We start from the raw sequence: 23,123 nt of genomic DNA on the forward strand, positions 1-23,123 counted from the left end.
GAGAGACAAATGGCAACAATTAAAGACATTGCTCAGTTGGCAGGAGTTTCTCCTGCTACTGTTTCAAGAGTGCTCAACTACGATCCTGAACTTTCCGTCGGCTTAGCCACAAAGCAAAAAATTTTTGAAGCAGCGGAACGCTTGAATTATACGAAGCACCGCAAAAGTGCAGCAAATGCTAAGCAAACCCTTCGTCTGATCCAATGGTACGATGATACAGAAGAACTTGAAGATCTTTATTATTTGTCTATTCGTTTAGGAATCGAAAAAAAGGCAGAAGAAGCAAACGTTACTTTGTTGAAAGAAACGTGGGATTCCATTAGTGAGCTTCCAGCAGATGGAACGATCGCATTAGGGAAATTCGATGAAGCTCAGCTGTTGGATTTGAAACAATCCCAACAAGCCTTGCTTCTGGTAGATTCTGATGGCACTTCTCAAGGAATCGATTCTATAGTTGTCGATTTTAAGTCGAGTGTTCAAAAAGTCATTGAGCACTTTGTTTCCCAGAATGCACAACATATCGCGATGCTTGCTGGAACAGAATATACAAAGAAAAACCATCAGCGACTAAGGGATCCTAGAATCATGGCATTCCAACAAGTTTTAGCAGAAAAAGGCTACGACGAAGGTTCAATTATCGAAGCAAATTTTTCTGTCGAGTCAGGCTATCAAGCGGTTAAAAAATATTTAAAAACAAACGAGCAGATTCCTGACGCACTTTTTGCGGCTAATGATGCCTTAGCGATTGGCGCGCTGAAAGCGATTCAAGAAACAGGTTTAGCGGTGCCAGAAGATATTTCCGTGATGGGTTTCAACGATGTCAGTGTAGCGAAATATGTGACACCCTCTCTTTCTACTGTGAAAGTTTATACGGAATGGATGGGAGAGCTAGCAGTGGAGACGATCCTTCAACTAAGTAATTCCAAAGCACCAGTTTCAAGAAAAATCATTGTGGAAACAGAGTTGATTGTTCGAGAGTCGACGAAATAAAAAAAGAAAAAGTTGTGGTAAAGTGTCGTGATACCGCAACTTTTTTTGTGTATGTAAGGAAGAAACTAGATTTGCCGGTCAGCAGATAATCATGTATCATTGTACTAGTTTTGCCTTTGATATTTTCATCATTGGAATAAAAAAGTATGCTACAATGGAAGGCGAGAATGTTATAGCAGAAAGGATCAAATATATGATTACATTAGGAATAGATACTGCAAATCAAACTTTGGCGATCGGTGTGGTGGAAGATAAACAAATTCTTGGGCAAATACAGACAAATATCAAACGCAACCACAGTGTGACGCTGATGCCTGCCATTGACCAATTGTTTGCAGATCTTCAAATGAGTCCCCAAGACATTGACCAAATCGCGGTTTCTGATGGTCCTGGTTCTTATACAGGACTTCGTATAGGTGTAACGACAGCAAAAACGATTGCTTATACACTAGATAAAGATCTAATAGGAGTATCTAGCCTGAAAGCCATCGCGGCTAATTGTGTCGGGGTGAATAAAATGATTGTGCCCATGTTTGATGCTCGAAGAAAAAATGTCTATGCTGGGGCATACCGCTGGAAAGAAAATAGATTAGAAACTGTACTTGAAGATGTACATATTGCTGCTTCTGATTTGTTTGCACAACTACAAGAGCTGAATGAAGCTATTTATTTCGTTGGGAGTGATTGTCATAAATTCATCTCTGAAATAAAAGAAATGCTACCTGATGCGATGATTAATACAGTTCCAGCATGGGATATCCCAAGTGGTGTGACTGTGGCTCAATTAGGTGCGTTGGATGAACCAGTTGCAGATAAACAAGCTTTTCTCCCTCGTTATTTAAAACGAGTAGAAGCTGAAGAGAAATGGTTAGAGACGCACACACCTGGAGACGAAAGCTATGTTGAAAAAATTTAAAGCATATGCTAGAAGCCTTTTTCAAGATAAAATGATCTATGCAGAAAAAACAATCGAACAAATCGATCGTCGCTATATACTAAGAGAATTGACTACAGAAGATATCAAAGAGCTGTTGGATGTCGAACGAGAAGTCTATAATGGCGAATTGCCATGGACCAAAAGTGCCTTTATGTCAGAATTGAAGTCACCACTTCCTCATCTATATTTAGGGATCTTTGATAATGGAAGAATGATCGGGTTTGTCGGTTCAAGGGCGTTCGGTTTAGATTGTCATATCACGAATATTGCTGTTCGACCGGCATATCAGCGTAAACGAATCGGTTCGCTGCTTATTGACGAAATCGAGAACTTTGCTATAATGAATCGCTGTGAGACGATGTCATTGGAAGTACGCATGAGTAATCAGGATGCGCAAAGACTTTATCGGAAATTAGGGTTTCAAGCAACGACGATCAAAAAAAGATATTACACTGAAACAAAAGAAGATGCGTTAGATATGATAAAAATTTTAGAAAATGAGTGAGATTAGTTGATTTGCAGAAAAAAAGATTTTGATGAAGCATATTTGGCAGAATGCGTATGGGCAATTAGCGAAAATGCTTATCCATATGGCTCACCTTGGACGAAGATGCAGTTTTTGACAGATATCCAACAGCCCCACACAGATTATCTTCTTTTAGTTGAAGATAATCAGATCTGTGGTTTTGTCGGGTATTCGAAAGTAATGGATGAAGTCGAAATCACGAATATCGCTGTTGCAGTTTCAGAACAAGGAAAAGGCTATGCACGGCATTTGCTACATCTGCTGATTGCGGAACAAATAAAAGATTCGCTGCATGTTTTTTTAGAAGTACGTCTGTCTAATGAAGCAGCAAGAAAACTTTATGAATCAGAAAAGTTCCGTATATTAGGTAAACGGAAATCATATTATCGCAATCCGACAGAAGATGCGATCATTATGAGCAGAAAGTTAAAAACGGAGACGATGAAATGAATGAAGAATTGATTCTGGCAATTGAATCAAGTTGTGATGAAACGAGTGTAGCGGTCGTTAGAAATGGAACAGAGATCTTATCTAACATCGTTGCTTCCCAAATAAACAGTCATAAACGTTTTGGCGGAGTGGTGCCTGAAGTAGCTAGCCGCCATCATGTAGAACAAATAACCTTATGCTTGGAAGATGCACTGGTAGAAGCTGGTGTATCGGCAGAAGATTTATCGGCAGTCGCTGTCACTTATGGGCCTGGACTCGTCGGCTCTTTGTTGATTGGTATTTCTGCTGCTAAGGCTTTTGCTTGGGCACACCAATTGCCGCTGATTCCTGTGAACCATATGGCAGGTCATATTTATGCCGCACGTCTGGTCAAACCATTCCAGTTTCCATTGATGGCACTTCTTGTTAGCGGAGGACATACAGAATTAGTCTATATGCAAGAAGATGGATCATATGAAATCATTGGGGAGACAAGAGACGATGCAGCAGGAGAAGCTTATGACAAAGTTGGAAGAGTCTTAGGTCTTTCTTATCCAAGCGGAAAAGAAATCGATCAGCTAGCTCATCAAGGAAAAGATAATTATCATTTTCCACGAGCGATGATCCATGAAGATAATTATGATTTCAGTTTCAGTGGATTAAAAAGTGCATTTATCAATTTGGTGCATAATGCACAACAGCGTGGAGAAGATCTAGACAAAAATGATTTAGCAGCTAGCTTTCAAGCAAGTGTGATCGATGTATTGATTACTAAAACACTTCGAGCTTGTCAAAATTATCCAGTCAAGCAACTGGTTGTAGCTGGAGGTGTGGCGGCCAATCAAGGGTTGCGTGAAGGATTGCAAGCTGCTCTGTCAGCTAAACTCCCTGAAGTAGAATTAGTGATTCCGCCTCTGAGACTTTGTGGAGATAATGCTGCAATGATTGGAGCAGCAGCACATGTGGAAATGCAAAAAAGAAATTTTGCCAGCTATCAGTTGAATGCTGATCCAAGCTTGGTTTTATCTGAATAAATGAAAGAGAGTGTGAAAAAGCTGCCCTGCATCAAGTTATAAGAACAGCAAAGAAAAAAACAGCTTCACATGTTTTTGATTTGGTTGAACTTATTACCGTAGATGCAAGCTTTTGAACACTATTTATTGTAATAAGGGTTGTGACAGATTTTTGTCACAACCCTATTTTTGGCCTATTTTTAATTGGTTGTGTTATTTAAAATTACGAGACAGCTTGTTTTAAAAACGTTTTATGCTGATATCTGTAATAAAAAATAGTTATTATATAAATTGTGTTCGTTTTTTTCCTGTGCTATGATTAATTCAATAAATCATAGGATTTATTCGTGTACATAGAAAGTCTGAATACAAAATGAAAAAAGAAAGTAGAGAGAATATGAAGAAAAAGAAAATAGCTGCCTCTCCGGTTCCTTTAGTTGCACTAGCTGATCAATCGATTACTGCCGAGAAATATCGAACGATCCGGTCCAATATCCAGTTTGCAGCGATTGATCGGGAATTGAATACATTGGTCATCACTTCTTCCGGCCCAGATGAAGGGAAATCTATTACTGCCGCTAATCTAGCAGTAGTTTTTGCAAATAGTGGAAAACAGGTCTTACTTGTAGATGCCGATTTGAGGAAACCAACTGTAGCATTGTCTTTTCAATTGCCGCATAATGAAGGATTGAGTAATTTACTTAGTGAGCGTGAACGGATAGCGGACGATTACATAACTGAAACACATATAGAAAATCTTTGGATCTTGCCCAGTGGTCCAAAGCCGCCCAACCCTTCGGAAGTTTTAGGGACGAAAAGAATGGAAGAGATAATAGAAGAACTGATACTTGACTTTGATCTGGTCATCTTTGATATGCCTCCGGTAGCGACTGTAACGGATGCTCAAATCCTTGCAGCAAAAACGGATGGAACGCTACTTGTTGTCAGAGAAAGAAAGACAAAGAAACAAGAGTTGTTAAAAGCGAAAGAACTGTTGCAGATTGCAAAAGCAAATATATTAGGTGTAGTTTACAATGGAACAAAAAAAGAGAGTGATCTCACTTATTATTACCAATCATTTGAATAGACGAAACAAAAAGAAACAGCGCCCCCGATAAATATCAGGATCGCTGTTTCTTTTTGTCGCGTTATTCTCTCAAAGCTGGAGTAGTAGCGGTCTTACAGAAAGTAAAATGCTTTTTGTGATAATCTAACAGTCCTGAATCACGTAGTTGTTTGATTACTTGTCCAGCAGTTTCACGTGTCGTACCGCTATTCACTGCTAATTCTTTTAAGGTAATTGGATAAGGAATGGTGATATGGCCGTCTTCTGTTGGTACGCCAAGTTCTTCTTTCAAAATGAATAGATTTTGTTTCACTCGATCAAAAGCACTGGAGGTTAATCCAATTTGGATACGTAACTCATGTATTTCGACTACTTTAGAAATTTTTTGGATCATATAGATCAGTTGTTCAGGATTTTTTCGTGCTAATTTTTCATAGTAGGAAACAGGAAGATAGAAAGTTTCGATATCAGTCATCGCTTGAGCTGTATAAGTGTAGGTCTCTTCTCCAAACATTCCTGACATAGGAAAAAGGTTATTGGTAGTCACGTAATCATAATAATAATAGGTGGCACTTTCATCGTAACGTTCTAAACGAACAAGTCCTTTGGTCAAGATATATAACCGTTGTCTAGGATCTCCATCATCAAAAAGGATTTGTCCTTTCTTATAGGAACGAAGAACAGTATGTTCCTTGATCTGTTGGAACTCTTCATCCGAGAAATGTTCAAAATCAGGTTGATATCTGAGTTTTGAAAAGTGAAAATCGATTTTATTAACACGCATTAAAAAGTCCTCTCCTTATTGTTCACTATAGTTATTGTTACTTTTTTTAAAGAATTTGTAAAGTTTTAACACATCTGGATTAAACATAAGTTTTAATACTTTACAAATAAAATTTGTTATTATGTAAAAAATATACATCTACATTGAATAATTTATTTTGAAGATAAGTATTTGTGTATAAAAAACAATAATAATACATATAGCAAACGCTAACAATGTTAGTATAGTTTATTTTTTTGATTTATTCAAAAAAAATTTTTAGATGAATAAATATTTTTTTGGAAGTGTATACAGAATAAAAAATGAATAAATTACGCTTAAAATTAGAAAAACGTTTAATTATTTAATTATCGAATATTAATGTGAGGGATGTCTCATTTTGAATGAGACAAAATTATGAAAGTGATTACAAAAGGAGGCTATCCTATACATGTAATCAAAAAGAAGGAGGCAACATAACATGGATAAACCTATTCACGTTTTCTCTGAAATAGGGAAATTAAAGACAGTTTTACTGAAACGGCCTGGACAAGAAGTGGAAAATTTGACACCAGATATTATGGATCGTCTGTTGTTCGATGATATTCCATATCTTCCGATTGCTCAAGAAGAGCATGACAACTTTGCAAAGACCTTGCAAAACGAAGGCGTCGAAACTCTTTACTTGGAAAAATTAGCAGCAGAAGCGATTGACGCAGGCAACGTCAAAGAACAATTCTTGAATAAAATGTTGGATGAATCTCATATCGCATCGAATGCAGTAAGAGATGGTCTTCATGAGTTCCTTCTATCAATGGAAACACAAGAAATGGTAGATAAAATCATGGCTGGGGTTCGTACAAAAGATATCGAAGTACGTTCTAGCAGCCTATATGATCTTTCAGCAGACGACGACTATCCATTTTACATGGACCCAATGCCAAACTTGTACTTTACACGCGACCCTTCCGCATCAATGGGAAATGGAATGACCGTCAATAAGATGACTTTTGAAGCACGTCGTCGTGAATCGATGTTTACAGAATATATTTTGAAACATCATCCAAGATTTGCCAATAAAGGGATCGAAGTATGGTTGGATCGTGAAAATCCTGATCATATCGAAGGTGGAGATGAATTAATCTTAAGCGACAAAGTAGTAGCAGTTGGGATTTCTCAACGAACAAATGCAAAAGCTTTAGAAAAACTAGCACGCCATCTATTCGCAAAAAATTCAGGATTTGAAAAAGTATTAGCAATCAAAATCCCGAACAACCGTGCAATGATGCATCTGGACACCGTATTCACAATGGTAGATCATGACAAATTCACTATCCATCCAGCAATCCAAAGTAAAGACGGTAAGATGGATGTCTTTACGATCGAACCAGATGGTGATGATATCAAGATCACTCATTCAGATAACTTACACGAAACGATGAAAGCTGCTCTTGGATTAGATGATCTTGTATTGATTCCAACTGGTAATGGGGATGAGATCGTTGCCCCTAGAGAACAATGGAATGACGGATCCAATACATTGGCAATCGCTCCAGGTGTCGTAGTCACTTACAATCGGAATTACGTATCGAACGAATTGCTTCGTAGCTATGGTATCAAAGTGTTGGAAATCAATTCTAGTGAATTGTCACGAGGTCGTGGCGGTCCACGTTGTATGAGCCAACCACTTGTCCGTGAAGACTTGAAGTAGTTTATAACCTGACGACAGTCTTACTGTCAGCTGTCGTCAGGATTTCCTCTTTAATCTTAAATAAAAACAATCTAAAGGAGAATGTTTAATATGAAAGAATCAGTATTCCAAGGAAGAAGTTTATTAGCAGAAAAAGATTTTACAAAAGAAGAGTTACAATATTTGATCGATTTTTCAGAACACTTGAAAGACTTGAAAAAACGTGGGATCCCACATCACTATCTAGAAGGAAAAAATATCGCACTTTTATTTGAAAAAACATCTACACGTACTCGTTCTGCATTTACCACTGCAGCAATCGATCTAGGCGCACATCCTGAATACCTAGGTGCAAATGACATCCAATTAGGTAAAAAAGAATCAACAGAAGATACAGCTAAAGTGTTAGGTCGTATGTTTGACGGAATCGAATTCCGTGGTTTCAGTCAAAAAATGGTAGAGGAACTAGCAGAATTCTCTGGCGTTCCAGTTTGGAATGGCTTGACTGACGAATGGCATCCAACACAAATGATCGCTGACTTTTTAACTATCCAAGAAAACTTTGGAACTGTAGAAGGTATCACTGTTGCATACTGTGGAGATGGTCGAAACAATATGGCTAACTCTTTATTAGTAACAGGTGCAATTTTGGGAGCAAACATGCGTATCGTTGCACCAAAAGAATTACAACCTGAAGAAGAAATCGTCAAAATGGCAGAAGGTTTTGCTGAAAAATCAGGGGCACAATTGATGATTACCGACGATGTTGATAAAGGTGTAGACGGAGCAGACGTGCTTTATTCTGATGTATGGGTATCAATGGGTGAAGAAGATAAATTTGAAGAACGGATCAAATTGTTGAAACCTTACCAAATCAATATGGAAATGGTAGAAAAAACACACAATACAGATCGTTTGATCTTCTTGCACTGCTTACCAGCTTTCCATGATACAAACACTGTTTACGGTGAACAAATGAAAGAACGCTTTGGCATCACTGAAATGGAAGTAACAGATGAAGTCTTCCGCAGCAAATATGCTCGTCAATTTGACCAAGCAGAAAATCGTATGCATTCAATCAAAGCGATCATGGCAGCAACATTAGGTAACTTGTTTATCCCTCGCGTTTAAGCATAACCACATTCATCTCACGAAAAAACGAGTCAGCATTGAGGGAAAATCACAAAACGCTGGCTCGTTTTGTTATCTAGAAAATTCAGGAGAACTGAAGAAAGGACGAATGAAATGGCCAAACGAAAAGTAGTTGTCGCTTTAGGAGGCAATGCCATCTTGTCTACGGATGCAAGTGCAAAAGCCCAACAAGAAGCGTTAATGGAAACAGCAAAGTATTTAGTGAAATTTATCGAACAAGGAGATGAACTAATCATCTCTCACGGAAATGGTCCGCAAGTCGGCAACCTATTGATTCAGCAGCAAGCTGCTGATTCTGAGAAAACACCAGCAATGCCTTTAGATACATGTGTCGCAATGACGGAAGGGTCAATCGGCTACTGGCTCCAAAACGCGATGGGTGAAGTACTGAAGGAAAAAGGGATCGATAAAGATGTAGTTTCTTTAGTCACTCAAGTCATTGTGGATGAAAACGATCCTTCCTTCAAAAATCCAAGTAAACCAGTCGGCCCATTCTACACGGAAGAAGAAGCGAAAGAACAAATGAATGCTGATTCTACTGTGACATTCAAAGAAGACGCTGGACGTGGATGGAGAAAAGTAGTCGCTTCCCCTAAACCAATCTCGATCAAAGAAGCACGTGTCATCGAAACGCTAGTCGAACAAGGAGTTATCACGGTGTCTGTCGGCGGTGGCGGGATTCCTGTTGTAGAAACAGCGACCGGATTAGAAGGGCGAGAAGCCGTGATCGATAAAGACTTTGCTTCAGAAAAATTAGCCGAAATCATCGATGCGGATTTGCTGATCGTTTTGACAGGTGTAGACAATGTGTATGTCAATTACCAAAAACCGGATCAAAAGAAACTAGAAACTGTTACTGTTTCAGAAATGAAACAATACATTGATGAAAAACAGTTCGCTCCAGGAAGCATGCTTCCGAAAGTAGAAGCAGCCATTGCATTTGTTGAAGCAAAACCGAACGCTAAGGCAATCATCACTTCTTTAGAAAATATCGAAAATCTTTTAGCTTCTGAAGAAGGAACGATTATCGTAGCTGATTAATTTGTTAAGTCTTTCGTATTTACGAAATGATTTATAACTATCCAGGTGGTATTTCTTCTCCTTTAGGCCATCTGGATTGTTTTTTTTATTAGAAACGACTAGCCTTTCGTTTTTTTTTCTGATATAATTCAAGAAAGTTTAATAAGATTAAGATTTGTTGAACAAGAGAGTACTTGTATCATTCTTGGCTAGCGAATTCGGAAGTGGTGGAAGCCGAATGAAGGAGATACAACGAAGCGCACTTGGAGAATTCTGTTTTAAACAGACGGTCGTCTACCGATATCAGATGGAGCTGGTCCTTTTTTTAGGACAATTGGAGTGGTACCGCGGGAAATCTCGTCTCTAATGATGGCATACTAAGTATGTCGTCATTAGAGATTTTTTTTGTTGAACAAATAAGAGAGTATTTTAGGAGGAATAAAGATGAATAATAAAGATCTTGTCGCAAAAGCCGTCTATGACATTGTCAAAGACGATTTGACACTTGAACAAGTCGAACAATTACTAGAAAATCCAAAATCAGCCGAACACGGGGATGTGGCATTTCCAGCCTTTTCATTAGCAAAAGTTTACCGAAAAGCGCCACAGCAAATCGCTGCAGATTTAGCAGAAAAAATCGACTCTGCCAACTTTGAAAAAATCGAAGTGGTTGGACCTTACTTGAACTTTTTCATGAATAAAGAACTTATCAGCAAAAAAGTTTTGCAAACAGTAGTGAAAGAAAAAGAACATTATGGGGACAGCAATATCGGGAATCAAGGAACCGTACCGATCGATATGTCTTCTCCAAATATTGCAAAACCAATCTCAATGGGACATTTACGTTCGACAGTTATCGGTAATTCGATTGGCTTCATTATGGAAAAAATCGGATACCAGCCAATCCGCATCAATCATTTAGGTGACTGGGGCACGCAATTCGGAAAACTGATTGTTGCTTACAAAAAATGGGGTTCAGAAGAAGCGGTCAAAGCAGAGCCAATCAATGAACTGCTTCGTTTGTATGTCCAATTCCATGAAGTAGCTGAAACAGAACCGGAATTAAATGAAGAAGCTCGTGCTTGGTTCAAACGTCTAGAAGAAGGCGATGAAGAAGCTATCCAATTGTGGCAATGGTTCCGTGATGAATCGATGAAAGAATTCAACAAAATCTATGATCTACTGGAAGTACAGTTTGATTCATTGAACGGTGAAGCTTTCTATAATGACAAAATGGATGAAATCGTCGAACTTTTAGAAGAAAAACATTTGCTGAACGAAGATAAAGGTGCGGAGATCGTTGACCTTTCTGCTTACGACTTGAATCCAGCATTAATCAAGAAATCAGATGGCGCGACACTATACATCACACGTGACTTAGCTGCCGCATTGTATCGTAAACGTACCTATGACTTCAAACAATCTCTATATGTAGTAGGGAATGAACAAAGTTATCATTTCAAACAATTGAAAGCTGTCTTGAAGGAAATGGGCTTTGACTGGTCTGACGACATGCACCATATCCCATTTGGTTTGATCACACAAGGTGGTAAAAAATTATCAACTCGTAAAGGAAAAATCGTCTTACTAGAAGAAGTATTGAATGAAGCAATCCAATCTGCTAAAGAGCAGATCAGCGAGAAAAACCCTGATTTAGAAAACAAAGATGTTGTAGCTAAACAAGTAGGGGTTGGGGCAGTCATCTTCCATGATTTGAAAAACGATCGTCTCAATACATTTGACTTCAACTTAGAAGAAGTGGTTCGTTTTGAAGGAGAAACTGGACCTTATGTGCAATATACACATGCTCGTGCAGTCAGTCTGTTGGAAAAAGCAGGATTCGTCCCTTCAGAAACAGCAGACTATGCGTTGAATGACGATATCAGCTGGGAAGTAGTCAAATTGGTTCAAAAATATCCTGAAACAGTCTTATCCGCTGGGGAAAAATATGAACCTTCAGTGATTGCGAAACATGCAATCAAATTAGCACAGGCATTCAACAAATACTATGCTCATACGAAGATTTTAGCTGACGATGAACAAAAAGAAGCACGCTTAGCTTTAGTGTATGCAGTGACTGTATTATTGAAAGAAGATCTTCGTTTGCTAGGACTTCATGCACCAGATAAGATGTAAGAAAAAAGAATGTGAAATCAGTGTTCAGCTCCGAGTCACAAGGAACAATTTCAAAAAACAGCTTCTCATGTTTGTTGGATATTGTGACTTGTGACCGAGGAGTTGGCAGGAGAACACCGTTTATTCGCAATAAGGGCTGTGACAATATTTTTGTCACAGCTCTTATTTTGTATAAAAGTCATTCTGGATTCTTGTCAGCGCACAAAATGTACTCTGTTAACTCCTTCAAGTTATTTACGCAAAGATCAGCACCAGCTTGTTGGAATCTAAGTGCAACAGACTGTTTTAAGCGATCTTTTTCCTCCATCTCTATTTGTTGGTATGCATCATATGAAAGTCCCATCAGCGAACTACCTTCAATCACACCTACTGTAAACACCCCAGCATTTTTCCCTTCTTGGATATCTGAGACCGTATCTCCGACTTTGATTACTTCATCAACTGACTTGTTTTTGAAATATTGTATGTTTTTATGAATCATATAAGGAAATGGTCGTCCATATCCTTCGACGTCTTCAGAAGTTGCCATGAAGTCTGGTGAATACCCTTCTTTTTTTGCGGTTTCTGCTACGATTGCCATCATAGGAGCAGTAAATCCAGTCGTGGAACCAATATTGATCCCAGCGCTTCTCAACTGTTCGATCGTTTCCAATGTGTCGGGTTTCAAGGTAGAATGTTGGACCAAATCTTTAAACAGATAATGTTCAAATTGCTGATACAATTCCTCCACCTCTTTTTCCTGAGGTAGTTGTCCATGAATCGCTATCCATTGTTCTTTGACAGAAGGGAGGGAAAGAAGCTGTTGGATATGATCCCATTTTAATTTTCCCATCGGTTCGCGGATCTCTTTGTCAGTCAGTTGGATCCCTTTTTCTAGAAAAGCATTTCTAAAAGCGTGGACAGGAGCCATACAGCCAAAGTCCACAGTTGTTCCTGCCCAATCAAAAATTACAGTTTTAATCATTAATGTTCTCCTTATAGTCTTTGATAATTGCTGTCAGTTCTAAAATGTCTTCTGGATAAATCTCGCCAATATTACCGATACGAAAACATTCATGATCGCTGATTTTCCCAGGATAGATCACAAATCCGTTTTGTTTTAAATGCTGATAGAAATGATTGAAATCAAATCGCCAGTCTTTAGGGTAAAGAAAAGAGGTAATGAATGGCCCCTGATACTCTTGGATGAAAGGCTGGAACCCCATCTCTGTCATTTTTTGTCGTAGCACATGATTATTGGCGAGATAACGTGAATATCGAGTTTCGATCCCTCCTTCTAGCTCTAGTTCCTTCAATGCCTGTTGAAAAGCCAAAACCGTATGAGTAGGGGAAGTGAAACGCCATTTGCCATTCTCGTTTTCCATCACGCGGTACTGGTCATACAGATCAAGTGACAAACTTCGACTCGCATTTTTTCGCTTTTCTAGTTCCACTTTATTAGCAAGTACAAAAGAAAAACCTGGAACACCTTGAATACATTTATTTGAGCTAGAAATCAAAAAATCGATCCCTAGTTCCGCTACATGAATCGGTATCCCACCAAAGCTAGACATCGCATCTACTATAAACAAAAGATCTCTTTCCTGTGTGACAGCAGCAATTTCTTCCAAATCATTTAAAATACCGGAAGTAGTCTCGCTATGGACCATTGCAAGTGCGGAGATAGACGGATTCTCTTCAATCAACTGTGTAATCATATGTGCTTGGGGAATTTGGTGTTCAGGTACTTCATAAACTGCATAGTTTAGTTGCAGACATTTGCACATGGCAACCATTCGTTGACCGTATGCGCCATTTGAACAAATCAGCAAAGTATCTTCTGGTCTGATCACAGAACTTAAAACAGATTCTATCCCAAAGGAGCCGCTGCCTTGCATCAAGACCGTTGTGTATAGTTCTTCCGGTACTTGAGCAAGCTCCAGCAATTTTTTTCTTATTCATTGTGTCATCTCTTTGTATTCTTGATCCCAGGTACAATGATCGGTCAGCATCGCTTTTTTCACTGTTTCAGAAGTCGTTAATGGTCCAGGCGTTAATAATTTATACATGCGATTTCCTTTCATTTCTTTTTTATTGACATACACAAAGAGCAAGAATCTGCTCTTGCTAACATCCAATATAAATGAAGAGTATTGTGATTTAATCAAAGTTATGAAAAGTTTAAATAAAAACTGATGTATTTTTGTAAAGAGTGTAAAGGTTTATTTAACAAGGAAAATATTGAAAATAAAAAAACACGCATTCCTTATTAGGAACACGTGTTCTGATTAAAAAAGTGATACTTCAGTCGGATGGTGAAGAAATTCTTCTACTCGTTTTGCATCCTCCTCATTTTCTGAGATGATCATGATCGTATCAAATCCAGCAATCGTACTGACGATAGGAGGAGGCTTGATCTCATCTAAAACAGATGCAAATAAATGAGCATTGTCTGGCAAGGTATTAACGATTGTCAAAAAGTGGACTCGTTCGACTTTCAACACAATGTCTTCAATCATTTGAATCAGCCGATCCTCTTCTTCAGTCTTAGTATCAGGAGTACCTTTTTCGCGAAACAACACAAAGCGGGAAATACCGTTTTCATCAGGTGCTTTCACGATTTTCAGATCACGTATATCTCGAGAAATCGTTGCTTGCGTTGCGGTAACGCCATAATGCCCAAGTTTGTTTAATAGTTCTTCTTGCGTACGGATCGGGAATTCTTCAATGACTTGTTTAATCAGCAAATGTCTTTGAGCTTTGCGCATTTTCTTTCTCCTTTACGAAAGATTTCACATGTATCATAACAAAAAAAAGAAGGATTGCCCAATAATATTCGTCTTTTATATCTAAAATTATTTTATGGGAAAAAGAGAATAAAGAAACAAAGAGAAATCTACTGTTTTTCTTGAATTCTTTTTGTCTTTCAGGTAAACTATTGAATGTTGAGCAGAAAAGTACATTTGCTCTTGCGATATGGATCTTTTGTCTGTATAATAGCTGAGGGTGCTTTATGCATCAGCAAATCCACATTCTTATTGGATTGTCGGTAGGTGCTTGAAAAAGTTTGCCGGCAAGGTAGAAGATAAGAAGAGGGAAAATAAAACCAAATCGGAGGAAACAAACATGGCAGTAATTTCTATGAAACAATTACTAGAAGCCGGCGTACACTTTGGTCACCAAACTCGTCGCTGGAACCCAAAAATGAAGAAATATATCTTCACAGAAAGAAACGGAATCTACATCATTGACTTACAAAAAACAGTTAAATTAGTAGATGCAGCTTATGATTACATGAAGAGCGTTGCTGAAGAAGGCGGCGTAGCATTATTCGTAGGTACAAAAAAACAAGCACAAGAAGCAATCAAAGAAGAAGCAACTCGTGCAGGACAATACTTCGTTAACCATCGTTGGTTAGGCGGAACATTGACAAACTGGGATACTATCCAAAAACGTATCAGCCGTTTGAAACAAATCAATGCAATGGAAGAAGATGGAACTTTTGAAGTTCTACCTAAAAAAGAAGTTGCTGGTTTGAACAAAGAACGCGAACGTCTTGAAAAATTCTTAGGCGGTATCGCTGATATGCCAAGAATCCCAGATGTAATGTACATCGTTGACCCACGTAAAGAACGTATTGCTGTTCAAGAAGCACACAAATTAAATATCCCAATCGTAGCTATGGTTGATACAAACTGCGATCCAGATGAAATCGACGTAGTAATCCCTTCAAACGACGACGCAATTCGTGCCGTTAAATTGATTACTTCAAAAATGGCTGATGCTTTCATCGAAGGAAACCAAGGTGAAGATCAAGTAGTTGAAGAAGATTTCACAGAAGAAAACACAGCAACATCAATCGAAGAAATCGTAGATGTTGTTGAAGGCGACAATTCTTCAGCAGAATAATTTTGAATGATGGAGCTGTTTCAAAGGCTGGGCGACAAGCCTCACTCTCCTTTGAAGCAGCTTTTTTTAAAAAGAACACCACAGGAGGAGTTAAACATGGCAGACGTTACAGCTAAAATGGTAAAAGAACTACGCGAAATGACTGGCGTAGGAATGATGGATGCGAAAAAAGCATTAGTTGAAGTAGAAGGCGATATGGAAAAAGCAGTTGATCTTTTACGTGAAAAAGGAATGGCAAAGGCTGCAAAGAAAAATGACCGCATTGCCGCTGAAGGATTAGCTTCAGTTGCTGTGAAAGGTAACACTGCAGCAATCGTTGAAGTAAACTCAGAAACAGACTTTGTATCTAAAAATGAAATGTTCCAAGACTTAGTAAAAGAAATCGCAGAACTTGTTGCTGAAAACAAACCAGCAGACATGGAAGCTGCAATGAAAATCAAAACAGATAAAGGAACGATTGAATCTGACTTGATCGAAGCAACTCAAGTTATCGGAGAAAAAATCAGCTTCCGTCGCTTTGAAGTTGTAGAAAAAGACGACAATGCTGCATTTGGCGGATACTTGCATATGGGTGGACGTATTGCTGTATTGACTGTTCTAGACGGAACAACAGATGAAACAGTTGCAAGAGACGTAGCTATGCACGTAGCAGCTATCAATCCTCGCTATGTAAACGAATCACAAATTCCAGAAGCTGAATTAGAACATGAAAAAACTGTTCTTACAGAACAAGCATTGAATGAAGGCAAACCAGCGAATATCGTTGAAAAAATGGTAGAAGGACGCTTGAAGAAATTCAAAGCAGAAATCGCTTTGGTTGACCAACCATTCGTTAAAGATCCTGATATGACTGTTGAAAAATACGTTGCTTCAAAAGGCGCAACTGTTAAAACATTCGTACGTTTCGAAGTTGGCGAAGGTATCGAAAAACGCGAAGATAACTTTGTAGAAGAAGTTATGAGCCAAGTGAAAAAATAATTCTGTTGAATGACAGACGGGAACGCACGCTTTGTGCGCTCCCTTTTTTTAAGCAAAACAAGAAAAACCAGGCTTAGCGTGTCGAAATCATCTAAGTATGGTAAAATGGCAATAGAAAATATTGGAGGAATGAACATGGTCACACCGAAATATCAGCGTGTAGTCTTAAAATTGAGTGGAGAAGCTTTAGCTGGGGATGCAGGATTTGGAATCAAACCACCAGTAATCAAAGAAATCATCCAAGAAATCAAAGAAGTTCACGAACTGGGCGTTGAAATGGCAATCGTTGTGGGCGGCGGAAATATCTGGCGCGGACAAATCGGAGCACAAATGGGCATGGAACGCGCTCAAGCTGATTACATGGGTATGTTAGCTACAGTTATGAATGCCTTAGCTTTACAGGATACGTTGGAAAACGTGGGTGTACCGACACGCGTGCAAACTTCGATTGAAATGCGTCAAATCGCAGAGCCCTACATTCGCCGTAAAGCAGAACGTCATTTAGAAAAAGGACGGATTGTTATTTTTGCAGGCGGTACCGGCAACCCGTACTTCTCGACAGATACAACGGCAGCATTACGCGCAGCAGAAATCGGCGCAGATGTTATCCTGATGGCTAAAAACAATGTAGACGGTGTTTATTCTGCTGATCCGAAAGTAGATGCAAATGCAGTGAAATTTGAAGAACTGACTCATCTGGAAGTGATTGCTAAAGGATTACAAGTCATGGATTCAACTGCAAGTTCACTAAGCATGGACAATGACATTCCATTGCTTGTCTTCAATTTAAATGAACACGGAAATATTCGCCGGGCAATCTTAGGCGAAAATATCGGAACGACTGTAAGGGGGAAATAAAAATGGCAGATGCAATTATGACAGAAGCAAAAGAAAAAATGAAAAAAGCAGCACAAAATCTTCAACGTGAACTTGGGCAAATCCGCGCAGGCCGCGCGAATGCTAGCCTTTTGGATCGAATCACTGTGAATTATTACGGTGCACCAACTCCATTGAACCAAATGGCGTCAATCCAAATCCCAGAAGCACGTGTTTTAATGATCACGCCTTTTGACAAGAGCATTCTTCAAGATGTTGAAAAAGCTATTATGGCAAGTGATATCGGAATCAGTCCTACCAATGATGGAAATGTTATTCGTTTGGTTATCCCGCAACTGACAGAAGAACGCAGAAAAGAATTAGCTAAAGATGTGAAAAAAGAAGCAGAAAATGCAAAAATCGCGATTCGTAACATCCGTCGTGATGCGATCGACGAATATAAAAAACAACAAAAAAATGGTGACATTACCGAAGATGATTTGCGCGGACTAGAAAAAGACGTACAAACATTGACAGATAACAGCATTAAAGAAGTAGATAAGATCGCTGCTGATAAAGAAAAAGAATTATTGGAAGTTTAATAAAACCATAAAAACAGAGGGGCGGATCATTCCGCTTCCTCTGTTTTTATTTATGTTTCTTTTATTTAAAGATTAAAAAAAGAAAAAATTATTCAGTTTTTAAATAAAAAAACAATGATTTCATAGGAAAAACGTTTAGATATTGCTATAATACTTAAGATAGTGGGAATCTTTTAAGTATAGGAGGAAAAAGAATGTTACGTTTTTTTCCGCAAAAAAACAAATATATTCAAGAAAAAAGCGAATTTCAATTTAATGCCGATGGACCAATTCCTCAACACGTTGCCATCATCATGGACGGCAATGGTCGTTGGGCGCAAAACCGGCGTTTGCCAAGAGTCGCTGGTCATAAAGAAGGTATGGAAACAGTAAAGAAAGTTACAAAGAAAGCATCAAGGCTTGGAGTGAAAGTATTGACGCTTTATGCTTTTTCGACTGAAAACTGGAAGCGACCAAAAGATGAAGTAAGTTTTCTCATGCAACTACCTGTCGACTTTTTTGATACGTTCGTACCAGAATTGATCAAAGAAAACGTCAAAGTCCATGTCATGGGGTATGAGAACGTGTTACCAGAACATACGCAAGACGCTGTAAAACGTGCAATTGAGCAAACAAAAGACAATACCGGAATGGTGTTAAACTTTGCTTTGAATTACGGAAGCAGAGCAGAAATCGTGACTGCAGTCCAAAAAATTGCTGAAGAAGTAGCAAAGGGAGAAATACAGGCAGAAGAAATCGATGATGAATTGATTGCCAACCATCTAATGACAGGTTTCTTGCCCAAAGAATTACAAGATCCTGAGTTGATGATCCGTACAAGCGGAGAAGAGCGGATCAGTAATTTTCTGTTATGGCAGATTGCATATAGCGAATTGTATTTTACAAAAGCACTTTGGCCTGATTTTGACGGTGCGCATCTTGAAGAAGCAATTGCCTCTTATCAAAATCGAGATCGTCGATTCGGCGGTGTAAAAAAAACAGAAAATGAGAAAGGGGATCAGTCATGAAACAACGCGTAATCACAGCAGCCGTGGCGCTTGTCTTGTTTATTCCGATTATATGGATCGGGGGCATAGCGGTTGAGCTTACCGCAGCAGTCTTAGCTGTGGTAGGAGTTTATGAGCTTTTCCGGATGAAAGGATTGACTCTCCTAAGTTTTGAAGGAGTTTTATCCGCTATTGGTGCAGTGCTCCTTGTCTTGCCAAAAGAAAGATGGTTCTTCTTTCTTCCAGAGAACGTCAGTACATTTATGCTATTTTATCTTATCGTTATGATCCTTTTAGGGACGTCAGTTATTTCTAAAAATACGTATACGATTGATGAAGCAGGTTTCCCAGTACTTGTCAGTTTGTATGTAGGAATAGGCTTCCAGAATTTCGTCAATGCACGAACAGAAAGTTTAGCTGTTTTGATTTTTGGTCTGTTTATTGTTTGGGCAACTGATATTGGTGCTTATATGGTTGGCCGTCGTTATGGACAACACAAGTTAAGTCCGGATATTTCACCGAACAAAACGATTGAAGGCGCGTTAGGCGGGATCGGAAGTGCTGTTGTAGTCGCATTTCTTTATCTATTGTTGTATCCAGCAAAAGAACTATTCAATCATGGTATGTTTGTCATGCTTCTGATGACGATTATTTTTTCGGCAGTCGGACAATTTGGCGATTTGGTCGAATCAGCAATCAAACGCCATTATGATGTGAAAGACTCAGGAAATATCTTACCGGGCCACGGAGGAATCTTAGACCGTTTCGATAGCTTGCTGTTTGTATTCCCTATCATGCATTTATTTGGCATTATTTAGTAAGTATACCTGCGTTTCTTTGTGATTTTCATAAAAGACGCAGGTTTTTGTTTCTCATTTTATTGATACTATTGGTGTCTTAGGTATACTATGGTAAAATTATAGTGTTTTAACGTTGTTTAAAAAAACACACAAAAAACAAGTAAAGGAGAAAAAAGCTATGAAAACGATACTAACATTTATCATTGTTTTTGGTATATTAGTGATTGTTCATGAGTTTGGTCATTTCTTCTTTGCGAAACGATCAGGAATCCTCGTTCGCGAATTTGCTATCGGTATGGGTCCGAAAATTTATGGGCATCAAGCAAAAGACGGGACAACATATACGCTTCGCCTATTACCTATTGGCGGTTATGTTCGAATGGCAGGCAATGGGGATGATGAAACAGAAATGGCACCAGGTATGCCTCTTTCTCTTTTACTAAATTCTGACGGCATCGTAGAGAAGATAAATTTAAGTAAGAAAATCCAATTGACAAATGCTATCCCGATGGAATTGAGCCGTTATGATTTAGAAGATGAGCTGACTATCACTGGTTATGTGAATGGGGATGAAACAGAAGTAGTGACCTATCCTGTCGATCACGATGCGACGATTATTGAAACCGACGGAACAGAAATCAGAATTGCACCAAAAGATGTACAGTTCCAATCGGCTAAACTGTGGCAGCGTATGCTGACCAATTTTGCCGGTCCGATGAATAACTTTATCTTGGCAATCGTGTTATTCATTATTCTTGCATTCATGCAAGGCGGTGTTCAAGTGACAAATACTAATCGTGTAGGAGAGATTATCCCTAATGGTGCTGCGGCAGAAGCAGGCTTAAAAGAAAATGATAAGGTAGTTAGTGTGGACGGTAAAGAAATCCACTCTTGGAACGATTTGACAACAGTCATCACGAAAAATCCAGGTAAAACATTAGATTTTGAGATCGAACGAGAAGGTAAGATGCAATCTGTCGACGTGACACCGAAATCTGTAGAGTCAAATGGCGAAAAAGTTGGCCAACTTGGCATACAAGCCCCAATGAATACAGGTTTTATGGATAAGATCATCGGCGGAACACGTCAAGCTTTTAGCGGTTCATTAGAAATTTTCAAAGCCTTAGGTTCACTGTTTACAGGTTTTAGTTTAGATAAATTAGGCGGGCCTGTTATGATGTACCAATTGTCTTCAGAAGCAGCAAACCAAGGTGTAACAACTGTTATTGGTTTGATGGCGCTTCTTTCAATGAACCTGGGAATCGTCAATCTGCTTCCAATCCCTGCCTTAGATGGTGGGAAATTAGTGTTGAATATTTTTGAAGGGATTCGTGGGAAACCATTAAGTCAAGAAAAAGAAGGAATATTGACATTAGCTGGCTTTGGATTTTTAATGTTGTTGATGGTGCTAGTTACATGGAACGATATTCAACGATTCTTTTTCTAGAAAAAGTTGACAAATAGGGTATAATAACAAACGATAACTATTTTGAGGAAATAAAGGAGTATATAGAATGAGACAATCAAAAATGTTGATTCCAACATTACGTGAAGTTCCAAATGATGCAGAAGTATTAAGTCATCAAATCTTGCTAAGAGCTGGATATATCCGTCAAGTATCAGCGGGTATCTATTCTTATCTGCCATTAGCAAATCGTGTGTTAGAAAAGCTGAAACGTATCATGCGGGAAGAATTTGAAAAAATCGGTGCGGTAGAGATGCTGATGCCTGCCATCTTACCAGCAGAACTTTGGGAAGAGTCAGGACGTTATGAAACATATGGCCCAAACTTGTATCGTTTCAAGGACCGTAATGATCGAAAAATGATTCTTGGACCAACTCACGAAGAAACTTTCACTGATTTGATGCGTAATGAAATCAATTCGTATAAGAAATTACCTTTGAATCTTTATCAAATCCAACCTAAGTATCGTGACGAAAAACGTCCTCGCTTTGGTTTGCTTCGCGGACGTGAGTTTATCATGAAAGATGCGTATTCTTTCCATGCAACAGAAGAAAGTTTAGACGAAACATATAAAGATTATGAAAAAGCCTATACCGAAGTCTTCAAGCGTTGCGGTTTGGAATTTCGTTCGATCATCGGAGACGGTGGCGCAATGGGCGGAAAAGACTCAAAGGAATTCATGGCGATCTCAGAGATTGGGGAGGATACGATCTGTTATTCGACTGAAAGTGATTATGCTGCAAACTTGGAGATGGCTACAAGCTACTATGTATCAAAAAAATCGCATGAAACACAGCTTGAATTAGAGAAAGTAGCTACACCTAACGTAAAATCAATTGATGAAGTAGCAGATTTCTTTTCTGTTGAACCTCAAAAAATTATCAAGTCTGTATTGTTCATTGCGGATGAACAACCTGTCCTTGTTTTGGTACGCGGAGACCATGAAGTCAATGACGTAAAACTGAAAAACTATCTATCTGCTGACTTTTTAGAAGAAGCGACGGAAGAAGAAGCACAAAAATATCTAGGTGCTGAGTTTGGTTCTGTCGGACCAATCGGTGTTTCAGATGACGTAAAAGTATATGCAGACCGTTATGTCCAAGATTTAGCGAATGCCATTACTGGAGCGAACGAAACAGGATTCCACTATAAAAATGTGAATCCAGAACGCGATTTCACTGTGCTTTCTTATGAAGATCTTCGTTTTGTACAAGAAGGCGATCCTTCACCAGACAACAACGGTGTTCTTGCCTTTACACGAGGAATCGAAATCGGACATATCTTCAAAATTGGCACTCGTTACAGTGAATCTATGGGAGCAACCGTTCTAGACGAAAACGGACGGGAAAAATTTGTGATTATGGGCTGTTATGGTATCGGTGTGAGCCGTTTATTATCAGCAATCGTAGAACAACATTCAGATGAACAAGGAATCAATTGGCCAAAAGGAATTGCGCCATTTGATCTGCATATCGTCCAAATGAATCTAAAAGACGAATACCAAACAAACTTGACGAATGAACTAGAAGAAGCGATGACAAAAGCTGGCTATGAAGTACTGGTTGATGATAGAAATGAACGCGCAGGAGTGAAATTCGCGGATTCTGATTTGATTGGCTGTCCAATCAGAATTACTGTCGGTAAAAAAGCAGTGGATGGAATCGTAGAAGTGAAAATCAAGAAAACTGGCGAAATGGTTGAAGTACGTAAAGAAGAATTGGCGAATACTTTACCAATCCTCTTGAACCAAGGCGAATAATAAGCGTTAAAACACAGAAAAGTAAAATAGCTGAATCAGCTGTTTTTGACAACCTGATGTTTCGCTTTTAAAATTGGAACTGTGATGTGAATCACAGTTCCAATTTT

At 38.8% G+C, this 23,123-nt stretch carries 21 protein-coding genes, 1 pseudogene and 1 other annotated feature; of the genes and pseudogenes, 18 read left to right on the forward strand and 4 right to left on the reverse strand.

The genetic code is table 11. From position 1 onward, the window contains the following. The first annotated feature begins 9 nt into the window (after positions 1–9). The 6 genes from QK255_RS05180 (at position 10) to QK255_RS05205 (ending at position 4,982) form a co-directional block, all read left to right on the forward strand. On the forward strand, positions 10–990 hold the full coding sequence (locus QK255_RS05180; RefSeq protein ID WP_002342155.1) for a LacI family DNA-binding transcriptional regulator: 981 nt from the start codon (positions 10–12) through the stop codon (positions 988–990). Between the two features lie 193 nt (positions 991–1,183). After that, positions 1,184–1,906, forward strand: a complete 723-nt coding sequence (tsaB, locus tag QK255_RS05185; protein ID WP_033583154.1) for a tRNA (adenosine(37)-N6)-threonylcarbamoyltransferase complex dimerization subunit type 1 TsaB — start codon at positions 1,184–1,186, stop codon at positions 1,904–1,906. After that, positions 1,890–2,432, forward strand: a complete 543-nt coding sequence (rimI, locus tag QK255_RS05190; protein ID WP_002329349.1) for a ribosomal protein S18-alanine N-acetyltransferase — start codon at positions 1,890–1,892, stop codon at positions 2,430–2,432. The genes tsaB and rimI (QK255_RS05190) overlap by 17 nt, the downstream gene beginning before the upstream one ends. A gap of 6 nt (positions 2,433–2,438) precedes the next feature. Beyond that, the gene (gene rimI / locus QK255_RS05195; protein WP_002308883.1) at positions 2,439–2,903 is read left to right on the forward strand and encodes a ribosomal protein S18-alanine N-acetyltransferase; all 465 of its coding nucleotides are present in this window, start codon (positions 2,439–2,441) and stop codon (positions 2,901–2,903) included. Beyond that, on the forward strand, positions 2,900–3,916 hold the full coding sequence (tsaD, locus tag QK255_RS05200) for a tRNA (adenosine(37)-N6)-threonylcarbamoyltransferase complex transferase subunit TsaD (RefSeq protein WP_002308884.1): 1,017 nt from the start codon (positions 2,900–2,902) through the stop codon (positions 3,914–3,916). The genes rimI (QK255_RS05195) and tsaD overlap by 4 nt, the downstream gene beginning before the upstream one ends. Before the next feature lie 376 nt (positions 3,917–4,292). Beyond that, a complete protein-coding gene (locus QK255_RS05205; protein ID WP_002329348.1) occupies positions 4,293–4,982 on the forward strand; it encodes a CpsD/CapB family tyrosine-protein kinase in 690 nt (229 codons plus the stop codon). Positions 4,983–5,043: 61 nt separating this feature from the next. Here QK255_RS05205 and QK255_RS05210 read toward each other — a convergent pair whose 3' ends face one another. Further along, a complete protein-coding gene (locus QK255_RS05210; RefSeq protein ID WP_002329347.1) occupies positions 5,044–5,745 on the reverse strand; it encodes a Crp/Fnr family transcriptional regulator in 702 nt (233 codons plus the stop codon). Positions 5,746–6,205: 460 nt separating this feature from the next. Between QK255_RS05210 and arcA the strand changes: the two genes are divergently transcribed. The 4 genes from arcA to argS all read left to right on the forward strand — a co-directional run bounded on the left by arcA (position 6,206) and on the right by argS (position 11,722). Then, entirely contained in the window at positions 6,206–7,435 is a 1,230-nt protein-coding gene (gene arcA, locus QK255_RS05215; RefSeq protein ID WP_002308888.1) for an arginine deiminase, read from the forward strand. Between the two features lie 90 nt (positions 7,436–7,525). Continuing rightward, a complete protein-coding gene (gene argF / locus QK255_RS05220; RefSeq protein WP_002288437.1) occupies positions 7,526–8,545 on the forward strand; it encodes an ornithine carbamoyltransferase in 1,020 nt (339 codons plus the stop codon). Positions 8,546–8,659: 114 nt separating this feature from the next. Then, on the forward strand, positions 8,660–9,607 hold the full coding sequence (gene arcC, locus QK255_RS05225) for a carbamate kinase (RefSeq protein WP_002313642.1): 948 nt from the start codon (positions 8,660–8,662) through the stop codon (positions 9,605–9,607). 148 nt (positions 9,608–9,755) lie between these two features. Continuing rightward, positions 9,756–9,954: a binding site (T-box leader), on the forward strand. Between the two features lie 76 nt (positions 9,955–10,030). Beyond that, the gene (gene argS, locus QK255_RS05230) at positions 10,031–11,722 is read left to right on the forward strand and encodes an arginine--tRNA ligase (RefSeq protein WP_002335772.1); all 1,692 of its coding nucleotides are present in this window, start codon (positions 10,031–10,033) and stop codon (positions 11,720–11,722) included. A gap of 178 nt (positions 11,723–11,900) precedes the next feature. Here argS and phnX read toward each other — a convergent pair whose 3' ends face one another. The 3 genes and pseudogenes from phnX to QK255_RS05245 all read right to left on the reverse strand — a co-directional run bounded on the left by phnX (position 11,901) and on the right by QK255_RS05245 (position 14,469). Further along, entirely contained in the window at positions 11,901–12,686 is a 786-nt protein-coding gene (gene phnX / locus QK255_RS05235; RefSeq protein ID WP_002342156.1) for a phosphonoacetaldehyde hydrolase, read from the reverse strand. After that, positions 12,679–13,770 (reverse strand): annotated as a pseudogene (phnW, locus tag QK255_RS05240) (2-aminoethylphosphonate--pyruvate transaminase). Before phnW ends, phnX begins: the two are co-directional and overlap by 8 nt. A gap of 219 nt (positions 13,771–13,989) precedes the next feature. Next, positions 13,990–14,469, reverse strand: coding sequence for an arginine repressor (locus QK255_RS05245; RefSeq protein WP_002316352.1), 480 nt, complete (start codon positions 14,467–14,469; stop codon positions 13,990–13,992). Between the two features lie 358 nt (positions 14,470–14,827). Here QK255_RS05245 and rpsB point away from each other — a divergent pair, with 358 nt between their 5' ends. From rpsB to QK255_RS05285, 8 genes are all read left to right on the forward strand, one after another. Next, entirely contained in the window at positions 14,828–15,610 is a 783-nt protein-coding gene (gene rpsB / locus QK255_RS05250; protein WP_002293880.1) for a 30S ribosomal protein S2, read from the forward strand. Between the two features lie 96 nt (positions 15,611–15,706). Next, a complete protein-coding gene (tsf, locus tag QK255_RS05255) occupies positions 15,707–16,588 on the forward strand; it encodes a translation elongation factor Ts (protein WP_002293878.1) in 882 nt (293 codons plus the stop codon). 135 nt (positions 16,589–16,723) lie between these two features. Continuing rightward, a complete protein-coding gene (gene pyrH, locus QK255_RS05260) occupies positions 16,724–17,446 on the forward strand; it encodes a UMP kinase (protein WP_002293877.1) in 723 nt (240 codons plus the stop codon). 2 nt (positions 17,447–17,448) lie between these two features. Beyond that, positions 17,449–18,006, forward strand: coding sequence for a ribosome recycling factor (gene frr, locus QK255_RS05265; protein WP_002293875.1), 558 nt, complete (start codon positions 17,449–17,451; stop codon positions 18,004–18,006). A 194-nt stretch (positions 18,007–18,200) separates the two neighbouring features. Then, the gene (gene uppS / locus QK255_RS05270; RefSeq protein WP_002342158.1) at positions 18,201–19,013 is read left to right on the forward strand and encodes an undecaprenyl pyrophosphate synthase; all 813 of its coding nucleotides are present in this window, start codon (positions 18,201–18,203) and stop codon (positions 19,011–19,013) included. Further along, a complete protein-coding gene (locus tag QK255_RS05275; RefSeq protein ID WP_002308898.1) occupies positions 19,010–19,810 on the forward strand; it encodes a phosphatidate cytidylyltransferase in 801 nt (266 codons plus the stop codon). The genes uppS and QK255_RS05275 overlap by 4 nt, the downstream gene beginning before the upstream one ends. A gap of 160 nt (positions 19,811–19,970) precedes the next feature. After that, positions 19,971–21,239 carry an RIP metalloprotease RseP gene (rseP, locus tag QK255_RS05280; protein ID WP_002338823.1) on the forward strand — a complete coding sequence of 423 codons (1,269 nt, stop codon included), beginning with the start codon at positions 19,971–19,973 and terminating at the stop codon, positions 21,237–21,239. 67 nt (positions 21,240–21,306) lie between these two features. Further along, complete coding sequence (locus tag QK255_RS05285) at positions 21,307–23,016, forward strand: proline--tRNA ligase (RefSeq protein WP_002314809.1); 1,710 nt, start codon at positions 21,307–21,309, stop codon at positions 23,014–23,016. The last annotated feature ends 107 nt before the right edge of the window (positions 23,017–23,123 follow it).

The sequence above is a fragment of the Enterococcus sp. ZQ21 genome (assembly GCF_030053755.1).
Taxonomy (GTDB): domain Bacteria; phylum Bacillota; class Bacilli; order Lactobacillales; family Enterococcaceae; genus Enterococcus_B; species Enterococcus_B lactis.

Excerpts from the sequence above, each read along its gene's own strand:
- QK255_RS05180 (WP_002342155.1), top strand. The coding sequence starts at position 10 with ATGGCAACAATTAAAGACATTGCTCAGTTGGCAGGAGTTTCTCCTGCT.
- tsaB (WP_033583154.1), top strand. The coding sequence starts at position 1,184 with ATGATTACATTAGGAATAGATACTGCAAATCAAACTTTGGCGATCGGT.
- rimI (WP_002329349.1), top strand. The coding sequence starts at position 1,890 with ATGTTGAAAAAATTTAAAGCATATGCTAGAAGCCTTTTTCAAGATAAA.
- tsaD (WP_002308884.1), top strand. The coding sequence starts at position 2,900 with ATGAATGAAGAATTGATTCTGGCAATTGAATCAAGTTGTGATGAAACG.
- QK255_RS05205 (WP_002329348.1), top strand. The coding sequence starts at position 4,293 with ATGAAGAAAAAGAAAATAGCTGCCTCTCCGGTTCCTTTAGTTGCACTA.
- QK255_RS05210 (WP_002329347.1), bottom strand. The coding sequence starts at position 5,745 with ATGCGTGTTAATAAAATCGATTTTCACTTTTCAAAACTCAGATATCAA.
- arcA (WP_002308888.1), top strand. The coding sequence starts at position 6,206 with ATGGATAAACCTATTCACGTTTTCTCTGAAATAGGGAAATTAAAGACA.
- argF (WP_002288437.1), top strand. The coding sequence starts at position 7,526 with ATGAAAGAATCAGTATTCCAAGGAAGAAGTTTATTAGCAGAAAAAGAT.
- arcC (WP_002313642.1), top strand. The coding sequence starts at position 8,660 with ATGGCCAAACGAAAAGTAGTTGTCGCTTTAGGAGGCAATGCCATCTTG.
- argS (WP_002335772.1), top strand. The coding sequence starts at position 10,031 with ATGAATAATAAAGATCTTGTCGCAAAAGCCGTCTATGACATTGTCAAA.
- phnX (WP_002342156.1), bottom strand. The coding sequence starts at position 12,686 with ATGATTAAAACTGTAATTTTTGATTGGGCAGGAACAACTGTGGACTTT.
- QK255_RS05245 (WP_002316352.1), bottom strand. The coding sequence starts at position 14,469 with ATGCGCAAAGCTCAAAGACATTTGCTGATTAAACAAGTCATTGAAGAA.
- rpsB (WP_002293880.1), top strand. The coding sequence starts at position 14,828 with ATGGCAGTAATTTCTATGAAACAATTACTAGAAGCCGGCGTACACTTT.
- tsf (WP_002293878.1), top strand. The coding sequence starts at position 15,707 with ATGGCAGACGTTACAGCTAAAATGGTAAAAGAACTACGCGAAATGACT.
- pyrH (WP_002293877.1), top strand. The coding sequence starts at position 16,724 with ATGGTCACACCGAAATATCAGCGTGTAGTCTTAAAATTGAGTGGAGAA.
- frr (WP_002293875.1), top strand. The coding sequence starts at position 17,449 with ATGGCAGATGCAATTATGACAGAAGCAAAAGAAAAAATGAAAAAAGCA.
- uppS (WP_002342158.1), top strand. The coding sequence starts at position 18,201 with ATGTTACGTTTTTTTCCGCAAAAAAACAAATATATTCAAGAAAAAAGC.
- QK255_RS05275 (WP_002308898.1), top strand. The coding sequence starts at position 19,010 with ATGAAACAACGCGTAATCACAGCAGCCGTGGCGCTTGTCTTGTTTATT.
- rseP (WP_002338823.1), top strand. The coding sequence starts at position 19,971 with ATGAAAACGATACTAACATTTATCATTGTTTTTGGTATATTAGTGATT.
- QK255_RS05285 (WP_002314809.1), top strand. The coding sequence starts at position 21,307 with ATGAGACAATCAAAAATGTTGATTCCAACATTACGTGAAGTTCCAAAT.